The organism is Phocaeicola sp. HCN-40430 (assembly GCF_037890285.1).
GTDB classification, from domain to species: domain Bacteria; phylum Bacteroidota; class Bacteroidia; order Bacteroidales; family Bacteroidaceae; genus Phocaeicola; species Phocaeicola acetigenes.
This window is the reverse complement of sequence record NZ_JBBKBS010000002.1, coordinates 95739-110372: the sequence shown is the minus strand read 5'-3', so window position 1 is coordinate 110372 and position 14634 is coordinate 95739. Positions and strand designations below refer to the sequence as shown.

Below are 14634 nucleotides of genomic sequence, written 5' to 3'. Positions count from 1 at the left end.
TGTCCGATTAATGGTGAATCCAGTTGCTTATCATTTGTTTTCCATCGGGGGTGAGTACCGATTCGGGATGAAACTGAATACCGTGGATATCCAGTTTTTTGTGGCGTAGTGCCATGATGTAGCCTTCCTGACTGATGGCTGTGATTTCCAGAGATTCGGGAAATCCTTCGCGGTCTACTACCCACGAATGGTATCGTCCTACGGGAATTTCCTGAGGTAAGCCTTCGAACAGATAGTCTGAAGCTATAACTTTTACCGGGCTTTGGATGCCGTGGAAGACTTCGTTCAGATTGGTGAGTTTTCCTCCGAATGCTTCGCCGATGGCCTGTTCTCCTAAGCAGACTCCCAGAATGGGCTTCCGTCCGGCATATGTACGGATGACATCCAGCAGCAGACCGGCTTCGGCAGGAATGCCTGGTCCGGGGGAAAGCAGAATCTTGTCGAAGGCTTCAAGGTCTTCCAATGCAAAGCAGTCGTTTCGCAATACTGTTACTTCTGCACCCAGCTCTTTGACCAGGTGGCTCAGATTGTAGGTAAAAGAATCGTAGTTGTCTATAATTACTATTTTCATATCGTTCGGTGATTGGTTAAAGTTGTTCTGCCAGCTGGATGGCTTTTTTCAAAGCTCCCAGCTTGTTGTTTACTTCCTGTAACTCGTTTTCTTCGTTGCTTTGTGCCACAATACCGCCTCCGGCCTGGAACCAGAGTTCATTGTTGCGGCTGACAAATGTACGGATGGTAATGGCTTGGTTTAATGTGCCGTTCAGTCCGATGAATCCGATGCATCCTCCATAAGCTCCCCGGCTGTGTGGCTCGAGTTCGCTGATGAGTTGCATGGCGCGTACCTTGGGTGCACCGCTCAGGGTACCAGCCGGGAAGGTGTCGATAAATGTGCGGATGGGATTGCTGTCTTCGTCCATATCTCCACTTACTCTGCTTACCAGATGGATGACGTGGCTGTAGTATTGCGGTTCTTTATAGAATTCTACCCGTGCATTATGACAGTTGCGGCTGAGGTCGTTTCTGGCAAGATCTACCAGCATGACGTGTTCTGCATTTTCCTTTGGATCGGCCAGCAATGCCTTGGTCAGTTGCTTGTCTGTTTCTTTATCACCGCTTCGCCGGGTGGTGCCAGCTATCGGGTCTATGGTTGCTTTTCCGTCTTCTATCTTACAGTGCGTTTCGGGAGAGGAACCGAAAATGCGGAATCCGCCAAAGTCGAAATAGAAAAGATATGGAGACGGATTGATGCTGCGTAATGCACGGTAGAGCTTGAAGTCATCGCCTTCGTATCGCTGGATAAAGCGGCGTGATAATACAATCTGGAAAACATCTCCCTGCATGCAATGAGCAATGCCCTGCCGGATGTTGGCCTTGTGCTCTTCGTCGGTCAGTGTGCTGGTAGCAGGACCTACGGCACGGAAGTCGTAGGTGGTATAGTTGCGGTTGTGGATGGCTTTTTCCACTTCGCTGAGGTGTGCCGGTTCTCCTTCTCCCAGCATCTCAATCAAGACCATTTCGCTTTTATAGTCGTTGAATACAATCAGGTATTTGTATAGGATATAAAGAATTTCCGGTGCATCGTTTTTGGCATCAGTGCTGTCTTTTACCTGAATCTTTTCGAAATAGCGTACTGCATTGAATGTGGTGTAGCCATACAAGCCGCAATATCCGGCATATTCTCCTTCGACCTGAAAATGGGAGATGAATTCACGGATGGCTTGTTCTACCTGGTAATCGTCGCTGATGTTCCGTTCTTCTTGTTGGCCGTCGGGAAAGACAAAGGTGGCAATTCCATGATTGATGCGGATGCTGGCGATGGGATTCAGACCGATGAACGAGCGGTTGTTTTCTACACCGTGATAATCGGAACTTTCCATCAGCACACTCTGTGGGAACAGGTCGCGTACTTTCAGGTAAGTGCTTACAGGGGTATGCAAATCGCCCAATAAACTTTTATGGTTGGTAATGTAAGTATATTGTTTCATAAAGCGGATTACTGTAGGTTATAGTTTAGGTAAGTATTTAAATCTTTATCGCCGCGTCCTGATACGGTGAGCACTACGATGTCGGTTGGCTTGAAGGACATTTTGGGGAGGGCTCCCAATACATGTGCCGATTCGAGCGCCGGAATAATTCCTTCGAGACGAGTCAGCTCGTAGGCTGCACGTATGGCTTCGTCATCGTTTACAGCCAGTACGGTAGCGCGACGTTGTGCAGCCAGATTGGCATGCATCGGACCAATGCCCGGATAATCCAGTCCGGCAGAAATGGAGTAGGGTTCCATAATCTGTCCGTCTTCGTCTTGCATGACCAATGTTTTGGAACCGTGGATAATTCCTAAGCGTCCTAGATGGATGGTTGCGGCTGAGAAAGGAGTGTCTATACCTTTTCCTCCGGCTTCGGCCAATACAATCTTTACCCGTTCATCGTCTAAATAGTGATAAATAGTGCCGGCTGCATTGCTTCCTCCACCTACACAGGCCATCAGGTAGTCGGGATAGTCACGTCCTTCGTGCTCCATAAGCTGTTTTTTGATTTCTTCGCTGATGACAGATTGCAGACGTGCTACCATGTCGGGGTAGGGATGTGGTCCGACGGTAGAACCAATTACGTAATATGTATCGGCCGGATGACAGCACCAGTCTCGTATGGCTTCGTTGGTTGCATCTTTCAAGGTCATGTTACCGGAAGTGACCGGATGTACTTTGGCTCCCAGCATTTTCATACGTTCTACATTGACGTGTTGGCGTTCTACATCGGTCTTGCCCATATAAACTACACATTCCATACCCAGCAAGGCGCAGACTGTAGCTGTTGCTACTCCATGTTGTCCGGCACCGGTTTCGGCAATGATGCGTTTCTTACCCATTCTTTTTGCTAATAACACCTGGCCGATGGCATTGTTTATTTTATGGGCTCCTGTATGATTGAGATCTTCACGTTTCAGATAGATTTTACAGCCATATTTTTCGGATAATCGTCTGGACAGGTATAAAGGTGAAGGTCGTCCTACGTAATCGCGCAATAGGGAGGAAAACTCTTGGCGGAAGCTTTCGCTTTCCAGTACTTGCTGGTAAGATTCTTTTAGTTCGGTTACACACCGGTGCAGTATTTCCGGAATGTATGCACCGCCAAATTCTCCATAAAAGCCTTCGTTGTCTACTTGATAAGTTTTCATATTCATCTGTTTTTTTGTTGTTTCGGATAAAGGAAAAAGGGAATAAAAACAAAACGGGCTGCCGTAAAGTACGACAGCCCGTTTTGCTATATCTGAAGATGGTATATACACACGACTGATGCCCTTACGACCTTGTGAGTTGTAAGTAGCGCCACCAGAAGAATGTATTTGTCATCTTATTATTCATAATTGTTTATTTGCTTGTTGTTTCTTTTCGGCAAATATAGAGATAAAGTTTTTATCTTTTGCAATGGAAAAGCAATTTTTTTAGATAATTTTTAATTGTATAGATGTAATTTGTTGTATATTAAAGTGTTTTATGGTTGAAGATATTTTGTGTGTTTTGAGATACTCCATATAAAACAGCAGATATTGCTGTTGGGTACTTGTGAAACCAAAGAAATGACAGTTTGGATAATGTTGTTGATGTGAATATCCTCGATACTATGTATTGAAGTTTTTCTGTTATAAGAAAAATATTTTAACAATATACTTGATTGGTATAATTTTATATCTTTGTAAAAAATACTAAATTAATACAAATAGCTACTTAATCTATTATGAAAGCAATTAAATTCCATTGTTTGCAATATTCCATTGTTTGCGGATTATTGTTAATGTGTCTTCCGGTAAAGGCACAATGGGCTGTTGGTTTGCAAGCCGGTTATACCCATAACTCATTAACCACTTCATCTGGCTATTTTTACGATAGAGTCTATTATCCTCAAGGTGGTCTGACTATCGGTATTCCTGTAAACTATGCATTTACTGAATGGTTTTCTTTGGGCGCTGAGGCTGCTTTTGTACAGAAATCTTATGATGCACGTCGCTCGGGTTATTTTGATATATTGCATGAAAAGGTTCAAAACAATTATTTCTCAATGCCTGTTTATGCGAATTTTTCATTCGGTGGAACACGTTTAAGAGGATTTATGAATGTAGGAGCTTATTGGGGTGCTTGGTTGTCAAGTTATAGGAACGGTGCTATATACTGTAATTTCACTGATAAAACTCCTGATTATGTATTGGGCATAGAAGATGAAAACCATATCTATTATTATGATGAAAAACTGGAATTTGACTCCAGACGAGACAATCGGTTTGAAGCCGGAGCAATGCTTGGAGCTGGTATTTCTTATTTTATATCTTCTAATATTAAGATTTTTGGAGAATGCCGTTATTATTATAGTCTGACAGATATGCAGAAAAATTATATGAAAAAACAGGTTCCCCGCTATAATAATACTTTTGCTTTTCAGGCCGGTTTTATGTTTCTTTTTAATAAGTAAAAAATAATATAGATTTTAAAAATATGAAGTTTAAAGTAATACTTGCAGTGTTGTTATTTTTAGGTTTTGTATCATGTAGAAAAGAAATGCCAAGAATGCAAAATCCTAATAATCAGGTTGTACATAATTGGGATGAACTGTTTGAGTCATATTGGAACGGAATGAATTATCACTATGTATTTTGGGATATTGATTCTACAGATTGGGATAAGGTGTATGATGAATACAAACCTAAATTTCAAGAAATAGCCAAACTTGGTTTTAAAGATATAAAAGTGAATGACAGAGCGGTTGAGTGGATAAAAGATATGTCTGCTTCGCTGATAGACCAGCATCTTCAGATTATAATTAGCCTTCCTGGTAACGAAAAGGATAGGGTTTATCCCCTGTTTCCTCCACTTGAAAATTTGAAGAAAAGGGAGGGGTATCATGAATTACTTCTAAAAGAAAGATTGTATGCATTAATAAAAATGCATAATGAAGGGCGATGGAGCGGACCGTTGCCATTTGTTTTATCTGATGAAGAAGGGAACAATGTCCGGTATTATTCTTCTTGTTTGATAGATAATAAGATTGCATATTTGGGATTTTCCAAATTTTCCTTTTCACAGGATTTATCAAATCAATTAGTGTATCAAATATTTGAATATTATTATGATATGCTTGATAATAACTCTGAATTGAAAGGGGTAATAATTGATTTGAGAGGAAATTATGGTGGTTATTTGAATGATTTGAAATGGGTGCTTGGGAAGTTTGTTAAAGAACCTTTAAAATTTTGTTATACGAGAAAGAAAAACGGCTTAGGGCGCTTGGATTTTACACCATATACTCCTGAATATCTGTATCCTTTTGATTATAAGCGCGAACTTAATATTCCTGTGGTAGTTTTGGCCGATATGAATTCTATTAGTATGGCTGAAATAACAACTCTTGCTGTAATGAATTTGCCAGGTGGAAATGGAGTTTTTATTGGAGAACAGACTTGGGGAGGTAATGGGAATTTAAATTCGGATTTTGATTATACTTATGGGGGGCAGTTTTCTAACCAGAAACTTAATGTGAGTACATGTATGTCGAGCTTAGTTGATATAAATAAAGTATCGTATGAAGGAAGGGGAATAAAGCCTGATATAGAATTGCCACTTGATGTGGAAAAGCTAATTAATGAGCAGATAGACAATCAGTTGGAATATGCGATTAATTATATAAATTCAAAATAAAGAAAGAGAGAGGTAAAATGAGGAATTTTTGGAAGAAATTTAGTTCAACAGAGTGGTGGATAAATGCCTCGGGTGCTACTTTTGGAACAGTTATGGGTATTGTTCTGACAATAGGGGTTACCTATTGGCAACAAATGAAAAATCAGGAAGAAATGACCCGTAAAATAGCTAAAATTACGCTTCATAACATTGATGTGCGGGTGAATAATTTATCAGAATTATTTGATTTTTTTGCTGAAAAAGATTCTATTTATTGGATGTTACAATCTCATATGCCAGATAGCTTGGATAAAATAGATAAGGATACATTGGATTTTTATATGGCTACGCTTATGTGTCGTACATTTCAAGCTTACGATACAAAGTCGGAGGACATTTTTTCCAGTAGTTTTGAAGTTTGGCAGTTTCTGGACAATGAGAAGGTGATAGGGCGTATCAGTAACTGTTATAGCGCTTTAAATATTTGTGAGCAATGGATAACAGAAATCAATGAGAATTTTTTGGAGATTTCTAAAGAGAGATTTGTTGATGCAGTTGCAAATGACAAAAGTTTTAATTCAGTAGAATTTGTTAAAGACTATTTACGAAATCCGGAAGTATTTTATTTCTATAGGAATTTGGTACAAGTTTCAATGGGACACAATGTGTTGAGAACAATTCAAGAACTGAATGATTATAATAAAAAAGTGCTTGGGCTTAATCAGGCTGAATTGGATGATTTAGGAAACTTGTTGGGAGATAATAGCAGTCACATATATTATCAAATGGAAAAAGATTCAGTGTCTCAGGTTTGCGATACGCTTACGCATGATTCTTTGCCTGAAAGATGAGGATTTTAAGTATTTTATAAAGTACAGAATTCGAGACAGTTTTTTCTTGAATTCCTGATAAGCAGAAAAGTGTATTCAGCCAGAGAAACTCTGTTACTGGATACACTTTTTTCTGCCTTTTATGAAAACTAATCCTGATGTTTAATATAAGGATTAGTTTACGTATACTGTTTTAAAATATTTTTCGAACAGGGCTTTTGCTTCGTCCAACTGTTCTGGAGTATTTTGTTTGACATCTTTCAGTTTATATTCCATATTCATCGCTTCATACTTATGTACTCCTAAAGTATGGTATGGAAGAATCTCTATTCGCTGTATGCTTTGATAATCTTTAAAATGATTTCCCAAGGCTTCTATATCTTCATGGAAGAAACTGTATCCTGGTACCAGTACATAACGTAACCAGAAAGGCTTTTGGTTCTCTTCCAACCATGCAGCAGTTTTTAATGTCTGTGTATTGCTCCGTTCGGTCAGGATTTTATGGCGAGTGTCGTTAAACTCTTTGATATCCAATAGTACAAGATCGGCCAGTGAGAGCAGTTCTTTTACATCTTCATTCCAAATACTTCCGTTGGTATCTACACAAATGTGTATACCGGCTTCTTTCAGCATGCGAAACAAAGGGACAAGAGCCTTAGCCTGGAAAGTAGGTTCTCCTCCGCTAAAGGTAATTCCTCCTTTTTTGCCAAAGAATGGCTTTTGGCTGATGGCCATTTTCAGAATATCTTCTGGAGCCGTTTCTTTGCTTTCTCCTTTGGCATCGATTGTATCGGGGTTGGCACAATACAGGCAACGGAAATTACATCCTTGTAAGAAAACTACCAGTCGAATGCCCGGACCGTCGTATGTGCCTAATGATTCATAAGAATGTACTCTAATCATCTGAATTGGTTTCTAAATAAAAATGCCATTTCAGGCAATAGTATCCGTATAGAGTGTTCATTTTTTACTGTCGAATACTGGCTTACCCGAAATGACATTTCTATGTAAGTTATAAAATCAACTTTCTATTACATGCGTTCGTGGAAGCTACGTGAAATTACTTCCAGCTGGTGTTCGCGGCTCAACTTGATAAAGTTTACTGCATAACCAGATACACGGATAGTAAGCTGTGGATATTTTTCAGGATGTTCCATTGCATCTTCCAGCATTTCGCGGTTCAATACGTTTACATTCAAGTGGTGTGCACCCTTCACGAAATAACCATCCATCATTGTTACCAGGTTTTCGATACGGTTTTCCATATCTACGCCCAATGATTTCGGAACGATAGAGAATGTATTACTGATACCGTCCTGAGAATCGCGGTAACGCAATTTTGCTACAGAACTTAAAGAAGCTACAGCTCCGTTCTTGTCGCGTCCGTGCATAGGATTTGCTCCTGGAGCAAAAGCTACACCTTTGGCACGACCGTCTGGAGTAGCACCTGTCTTCTTACCATACATTACGTTAGAAGTAATAGTCAGGATAGAAAGAGTCGGTTTTGCATTCTTGTAGATAGGTAATTTCTTCAATTCTTCGTCGAAGTAGTAGATCAAATCTACAGCCAAGTGGTCTACGCGGTCGTCATCGTTACCGAAGCATGGGAATTCGCCTTCGATTTCGAAACCTTCTGTCAAGCCGATATCATTACGTTTTGCAGTAACTTTTGCATATTTGATAGCAGACAGAGAGTCTACAGCGATAGACATACCTGCTACACCGTATGCCAGGTTGATAACATGATGAGTATCAACAAATGCCATCTGAGCTTTTTCGTAATAATATTTGTCGTGCATATAGTGGATGATATTCATCGCTTCGTTGTATACACGAGCCATTTCTTTCAAGACCTTCTTGTAGTTAGCCAATACTTCTTCGAAGTTCAATACATCGCCGCTCAATACAGGGATGTCTTTTACCATCAATGTTCCGGTGTTTTCGCAACGTCCACCGTTGATAGCCAGCAACAACGCTTTAGCCAAGTTACAACGTGCACCGAAGAACTGGATGTGGCGACCTATATCCTGGTAAGATACACAACAAGCAATACCGTAGTCATCAGAGTTACGCACTTCACGCATCAACTCGTCGTTTTCGTACTGGATAGAAGAGGTGTCGATAGATACCTGTGCACAGAAGTTCTTGAAACCTTCCGGCAATTCAGGGCTCCACAGAACTGTCAAGTTTGGTTCTGGAGAAGGACCGAGGTTGTACAGTGTCTGCAAGAAACGGAATGAAGTCTTGGTAACTTTTGTACGTCCATCGTTGAAGCGTCCGCCGATAGCTTCGGTTACCCATGTCGGGTCACCGGCAAAAATATCAGTGTAAGCTTGCATACGCAGATGGCGAACCATACGCAGTTTGATAACAAACTGGTCGATTAATTCCTGTGCATGTGCCTCATCGATGTTTCCGTGAGCCAAATCGTATTCAATATAAATATCAAGGAATGATGATACATTACCCAAAGACATGGCAGCACCATCCTGTTCTTTTACAGCAGCCAGATAAGCCATATATACCCACTGAACGGCTTCCTGTGCGTTCAAAGCAGGACGGCTCAAATCAAGACCATACTGCTGACCCATAACCTTGATTTCTTTCAGAGCTTTGATTTGCTCTGCTACTTCTTCACGCAAACGGATGCGTTCGTCTGTCATAGGACCAGTCAAATGACGCAAGTCGTCTTGTTTTGCTTCGATCAGGCGATCGATACCGTACAATGCCAGACGGCGGTAGTCACCGATGATACGTCCGCGTGCATAATTGTCTGGAAGACCAGTCAGGAATCCCAAAGAGCGGAAAGAACGAATTTCTTCTGTATATGCATCGAAAACGCCATCATTATGTGTTTTGCGGTAGTGAGTGAAGATATCTTTAACTCTAGGATCTACTTCCACTCCGTTTTCACGACATGCTTTTTCTACAACCTTAATACCTCCGAACGGTTTGATAGCGCGGCGCAATACTTCATCTGTTTGCAAGCCGACAATAACCTCGTTATCCTTATCAATATATCCGGCAGCGAATGATGTAATGGTTGAAACTGTCGATGGGTCGAGTGAGCGTACACCGTTGTTAGCACGTTCTTCAGCCAAAGCTTCCAAACATTTGTTCCATACTGCTTTTGTACGTTCTGTAGGACCTACCAAGAATGAGGCATCGCCTTCATAAGGGGTGATGTTTGTCTTTACGAAATCTGTTACATTGATTTCATGGTTCCAACGACCTTCTTTAAAATTCATTGCCATAGTAAATAAATTAATGTGTTTTATGGTTCAACTTTTAAAACCGTGGCAAAGATACGAATTTAGGTTAATTTTTACAATACCTAAAAATAAGTATATTATTAATTTGTAATGATTGCAATAATGTCGTTTGGAGAGTTCCTGTCAGCTTTATTGGAAATATAAAATGTTGCGTATATCTTCAGTCTTGTTGTTCTTTTAATCTTCGGATTTGCTTTTCTGTTTCGTAGGCATTGTGTTTAATCTTGTCTTTCCGCAAAAACTCTTGTCGGCGAATAGAATCTTCTGCCATTCGTTGTTTGATATAGGTAGAGAAACGTGATTCCCCTTCTTCTGGCTGTGTACGCAGCTTTTGTGAGTTCGGTGTTACATTTTTTTGTGCCTGTTGAGGGGTTGACAAACTATCTGCCTGTGTCTGGTATATAGGAAGAAAAGGTATAAAATGAGGAAACTTGGCACTATCGGCAGCAGTAGGCTGGTATTCCTTGTAAGTTTTCCAGGCATTGGCATGCTTACGGTTGTGTCTGATGGCACGACCTCGTTTAGTCAGCGATTCATATAATAACTTATCGGCATCGAAGACAACCGCAACCGACGGTCCTGCGGGAGTATTGATGCTACTATACATTTCCCCGGTTCCAGGTTTAATGCTTTTCCCATATTCTTCTTGATAATTTTTAAAGGGATTCAGTGTCCAATGAATTTTCCATTGTTTTTTAAGGCTTGGTATTACGTCGTAAACGGGGTTTTCTCCAAAACGAACCCATATTGTATAAGGCTCAGGCCGTACGTAATATTCTATCTTTTTCACCTTAGTCGTGTCGGTTAAACTTCGTGGCATAGATAAATCACTACGGAACTTCATCCATTTTTTTTCAAGAGGAGCATCAATGGGTTGTTCTATCACCTCTTGAGTACCACGGTTGAAATTGAACTGAATCATTTTCACCGCATCCATATTGAGCTTGAGTTCTTCTTCTTTCTGTTGTGCTTGTAAAGTGGTAGGCAATACAGAACCAATGCAACAAAATGTAATGTTCCAGTAACGTTTCGTTTTATTTATAATGTGTATTGCCATGTCTTGTTGTCATTTTCAAACAAAAGTACGAAAATAGATTGAGGATGTACTGTGGTTTGCAAATTTTTAAAAGTCTTTCGTCTTTTGTAACGTGAGGTAGGAAGAATGCTTTTGTTTCAATGCAAAAGTCAGTTTTTTGCGCATATCTGTGATGCATGTGCAGAAAAAAGTTATCTTTGTCCATTGAATACTTAAAAAGAAATATGAATTACGATTTAATCACGATACTTGGTCCCACAGCCTCTGGAAAGACACCATTGGCGGCTTCTCTGGCTGCCCGTATGGGTACAGAAATTATAAGTGGAGACAGTCGTCAGATTTACCGGCGTATGGATTTGGGAACGGGAAAGGATCTTGCCGACTATGTAGTAGACGGGCATCCGGTTCCCTATCATCTTATTGACATAGCCGAACCAGGATATAAATATAATGTATTCGAATTTCAGCGTGATTTCCTTTCTGCTTACGAAGATATGCGGAAACGGGGCTTGTTGCCTATATTGTGTGGAGGTACCGGGATGTACATTGAGTCTGTGCTGAAAGGATACAAGTTACTTCCTGTACCGGAAAATCCCGAACTCCGAACAAAACTGGCCGATAAATCGTTGAAAGAGTTGACAGATATATTGGCTACTTACAAGAAATTGCATAATTCTACAGATGTAGATACTGTAAAGAGAGCTATTCGGGCTATTGAAATAGAAGAGTATTATCTTCATCAGAATGTGGAAGAGCGAGCTTTTCCTGAAATCCGTAGCCTTATTATCGGAGTGGATATTGACCGTGAACTGCGTCGTGAAAAGATTTCCCGGCGTTTGAAGCAAAGACTTGATGAGGGAATGATAGAAGAAGTGCGGGCTTTATTGGAAAGCGGCATTGCTCCCGAAGACCTGATTTACTATGGTTTGGAGTATAAATATCTGACTCTTTACGTGACCGGTGAACTGACTTATGAGGAAATGTACCATCAGCTTGAGATTGCGATTCATCAGTTTGCCAAGCGGCAGATGACGTGGTTCCGGGGGATGGAGCGAAGAGGGTTCACCATTCATTGGATTGATGCAACCTTGCCCATGGAGGAAAAGGTAGACAAGATATTATCGTTAGTTGCAACTCATTAAAACAAATAGAATATGGCAGTAGAACCAACCCGTTGGGGAGTGATATATAATCCGAAAGCAGGAAGCAGAAAAGCGCAAAAGCGCTGGAGAGATATTCGTGCCTATATGGAAAGCAAAAATGTGCAGTTTGATTATGTACAGTCTGAAGGGTTTGGTTCGGTAGAAAGACTGGCCCGTACACTGGCAAACAACGGTTATCAGACGATTGTCATCGTAGGTGGTGACGGTGCGTTGAACGATGCAGTTAATGGTATCATGTTGTCGGATGCTGCAGACAAGCATCAGATAGCACTTGGAATCATCCCCAATGGAATAGGAAATGATTTTGCTAAGTATTGGGGGCTTGACTCGGACGATTACAAGGGGGCAGTAGATGTGCTGATTAACCGCCGTTTGCGTAAGGTGGATGTTGGTGTATTTTGTTCGTTCGACGGAGAGAAACACGTGTCTCGTTATTTCCTGAATGCGGTATATATCGGTTTGGGAGCACGTATTGTACGTATTACCAATGAAACCCGCCGCTTTTGGGGAATACCTTTGATTTCTTACCTGGCCTCTTTGTTTCTGGTTGCCTTCGAGCGTAAATTGTACCGTATGCACTTGAAAGTAAACGGAGAGCACATACGGGGCCGTTTGATGGCTGTTGCCATCGGTAGCGGAAGAGGATATGGATTGACACCAAGTGCGGTTCCTTATAATGGATGGCTGGATGTTTCACTGGTTTACCGTCCGGAGTTGAGAGAACTGATTTCCGGTCTGTGGATGCTCCAGCAGGGGCGTTTGCTGAATCATAAAACCGTGAAACCTTATCGTACACGGAAGGTGAATATATTACGGGCCCAGAATGCGGAAATCAGCCTTGATGGAAGAATTGTCTTCGACCGTAATTTCCCGATAGATATAACCATTGCTCCGGAAGCATTGACATTGATAATTCCTAATTAAGATTATGATACATACAATTTCAGATTTAAAGAATAGTGAGAATTTCTTTCTATTGGCAGGTCCCTGTGTGATAGAAGGTGAAGATATGGCGTTGCGCATTGCAGAACGTATTGTAAAAATTACGGATAAGTTGAATATTCCTTATGTATTCAAGGGTTCATACCGCAAAGCCAACCGTTCGCGTTTGGACTCATTTACCGGTATTGGTGACGAGAAGGCATTGAAGGTACTGGCTAAGGTGCGCGAAATATTCGGTGTCCCCGTTGTGACCGATATACATGCCGCAGATGAGGCTGCTATGGCTGCCGAGTATGTAGATGTACTTCAGATTCCGGCATTCCTGTGCCGTCAGACCGATTTGCTGGTAGCTGCTGCCAAGACCGGTAAGATTGTAAATATCAAGAAAGGTCAGTTTCTTTCGCCCGGTGCCATGAAGTTTGCGGCCGATAAAGTTGTAGAAGCCGGAAATCCACAGGTGATGCTTACCGAACGTGGAACGACTTTCGGTTATCAGGACTTGATTGTAGACTATCGCGGTATTCCGGAAATGCAAAGCTTCGGCCATCCTGTAGTATTGGATGTGACTCATTCTTTGCAACAGCCCAACCAGACTTCGGGAGTGACCGGTGGAATGCCTCAGCTCATCGAAACCGTAGCCAAGGCGGGAGTAGCCGTTGGTGTAGACGGGCTTTTTATGGAAACACACGAAGATCCGTCGGTGGCAAAAAGCGATGGAGCAAACATGCTTAAACTGGACTTGCTGGAAGATTTGCTGGTACGGCTTGTGCGCGTACGCCAGAGCATTTTGTAGTGTAAGCCTGTAATGAGATTATAATTAAGAAAAGCGTATGGAAATTGATGTGCCATTTTCATACGCTTTTTATATAAATGTATAGATACAGATTAAGAATGACAGAAATAGAACTGATGATGCATTTGCATCTGAATAATAAACGCCAGGGGCCTGGAAGTGAGGAGGCTACAAACCTTGCACTGAATTTGGCAGGAGTTGATAAGCAGAAGAAATATAAGATAGCAGATATAGGTTGTGGAACCGGTGCTCAGACCCTGACATTGGCCAAAGCTCTTCAAGGAGAAATTGTTGCGGTCGACTTGTTTGATGAGTTTCTGAAAAAACTTGAAGAACGTTTCGAGAAGGAAGAGGTTGTTGCTTCGGTACGTACACTATCTGCTTCGATGGATAGTCTGCCTTTTACAGAAGAGGAGTTTGATATGATTTGGTCCGAAGGAGCAGTGTACAACATGGGATTTGAAAATGGAGTGAACTATTGGAAAGGCTTTCTGAAGAAAGGCGGTATTCTTGCCGTTTCCGAGTTGTCTTGGCTTACCGGTAAGCGTCCGTCGGAACTGGAAGAATTTTGGGTTGGAGAATATGCCGAAATGGCTCCTGTATCAGAGAAAATCAGAATTCTTGAGAATGCAGGATATAAAGTTCTGGGACATTTTATCCTGTCCGATGAATGCTGGCTGGAAAATTACTACAATCCTCTTCTGGCTTCTCATGCCGGATTTTTGAGCCAGTATGGCGATATGGAAGCAGCCCGTCAGATTGTGGAAACCGACAGAAGCGAAGTTGCTTTTTATCAGAAATACAAAGATTATTATAGTTATGGCTTTTATATCGCGCAAAAGCTATAAGAATTCAGATTATAACTTGCCGAAGGAGATTGTAGAGTTGGGCTTATAAAGTCGGACTCTACAATTTTTCTTTTAAGC

At 41.3% G+C, this 14634-nt stretch carries 13 protein-coding genes; 7 read left to right on the top strand and 6 right to left on the bottom strand.

The window, feature by feature from the left end:
- Positions 1 to 7: 7 nt before the first annotated feature.
- The 3 genes from WKU26_RS01450 to trpB are packed head-to-tail and all read right to left on the bottom strand — an operon-like array spanning position 8 to position 3181.
- Complete coding sequence (locus tag WKU26_RS01450; protein WP_340320634.1) at positions 8 to 571, bottom strand: anthranilate synthase component II; 564 nt, start codon at positions 569 to 571, stop codon at positions 8 to 10.
- A gap of 16 nt (positions 572 to 587) precedes the next feature.
- The gene (locus WKU26_RS01445; RefSeq protein ID WP_340320633.1) at positions 588 to 1988 is read right to left on the bottom strand and encodes an anthranilate synthase component I family protein; all 1401 of its coding nucleotides are present in this window, start codon (positions 1986 to 1988) and stop codon (positions 588 to 590) included.
- A gap of 8 nt (positions 1989 to 1996) precedes the next feature.
- Entirely contained in the window at positions 1997 to 3181 is a 1185-nt protein-coding gene (trpB, locus tag WKU26_RS01440) for a tryptophan synthase subunit beta (protein WP_340320632.1), read from the bottom strand.
- A gap of 560 nt (positions 3182 to 3741) precedes the next feature.
- Between trpB and WKU26_RS01435 the strand changes: the two genes are divergently transcribed.
- Genes WKU26_RS01435 through WKU26_RS01425 form a run of 3 tightly spaced genes read left to right on the top strand, consistent with a single transcriptional unit; the run spans position 3742 to position 6523 of the window.
- Entirely contained in the window at positions 3742 to 4470 is a 729-nt protein-coding gene (locus WKU26_RS01435) for a porin family protein (protein WP_340320631.1), read from the top strand.
- Positions 4471 to 4493: 23 nt separating this feature from the next.
- Positions 4494 to 5693 carry a S41 family peptidase gene (locus tag WKU26_RS01430; protein WP_340320630.1) on the top strand — a complete coding sequence of 400 codons (1200 nt, stop codon included), beginning with the start codon at positions 4494 to 4496 and terminating at the stop codon, positions 5691 to 5693.
- Positions 5694 to 5710: 17 nt separating this feature from the next.
- A complete protein-coding gene (locus WKU26_RS01425; RefSeq protein ID WP_340320629.1) occupies positions 5711 to 6523 on the top strand; it encodes a hypothetical protein in 813 nt (270 codons plus the stop codon).
- A 153-nt stretch (positions 6524 to 6676) separates the two neighbouring features.
- Here WKU26_RS01425 and pflA read toward each other — a convergent pair whose 3' ends face one another.
- The 3 genes from pflA to WKU26_RS01410 form a co-directional block, all read right to left on the bottom strand.
- Positions 6677 to 7405: a pyruvate formate-lyase-activating protein gene (gene pflA, locus WKU26_RS01420; protein ID WP_340320628.1), complete on the bottom strand. Its 729-nt coding sequence runs from the start codon at positions 7403 to 7405 to the stop codon at positions 6677 to 6679.
- Positions 7406 to 7533: 128 nt separating this feature from the next.
- Positions 7534 to 9756 (bottom strand): formate C-acetyltransferase, encoded by a 2223-nt coding sequence (pflB, locus tag WKU26_RS01415; protein WP_340320627.1) that lies wholly within the window; start codon positions 9754 to 9756, stop codon positions 7534 to 7536.
- Between the two features lie 178 nt (positions 9757 to 9934).
- A complete protein-coding gene (locus WKU26_RS01410; protein WP_269876261.1) occupies positions 9935 to 10831 on the bottom strand; it encodes a DUF4858 domain-containing protein in 897 nt (298 codons plus the stop codon).
- Positions 10832 to 11034: 203 nt separating this feature from the next.
- Between WKU26_RS01410 and miaA the strand changes: the two genes are divergently transcribed.
- The 4 genes from miaA to WKU26_RS01390 all read left to right on the top strand — a co-directional run bounded on the left by miaA (position 11035) and on the right by WKU26_RS01390 (position 14556).
- Positions 11035 to 11952, top strand: a complete 918-nt coding sequence (gene miaA / locus WKU26_RS01405; RefSeq protein WP_340320626.1) for a tRNA (adenosine(37)-N6)-dimethylallyltransferase MiaA — start codon at positions 11035 to 11037, stop codon at positions 11950 to 11952.
- A gap of 12 nt (positions 11953 to 11964) precedes the next feature.
- Positions 11965 to 12897: a diacylglycerol/lipid kinase family protein gene (locus tag WKU26_RS01400; protein WP_340320625.1), complete on the top strand. Its 933-nt coding sequence runs from the start codon at positions 11965 to 11967 to the stop codon at positions 12895 to 12897.
- A gap of 16 nt (positions 12898 to 12913) precedes the next feature.
- Complete coding sequence (kdsA, locus tag WKU26_RS01395; protein ID WP_340320684.1) at positions 12914 to 13708, top strand: 3-deoxy-8-phosphooctulonate synthase; 795 nt, start codon at positions 12914 to 12916, stop codon at positions 13706 to 13708.
- 98 nt (positions 13709 to 13806) lie between these two features.
- Positions 13807 to 14556, top strand: a complete 750-nt coding sequence (locus WKU26_RS01390; protein ID WP_340320624.1) for a class I SAM-dependent methyltransferase — start codon at positions 13807 to 13809, stop codon at positions 14554 to 14556.
- Positions 14557 to 14634 lie beyond the last annotated feature (78 nt).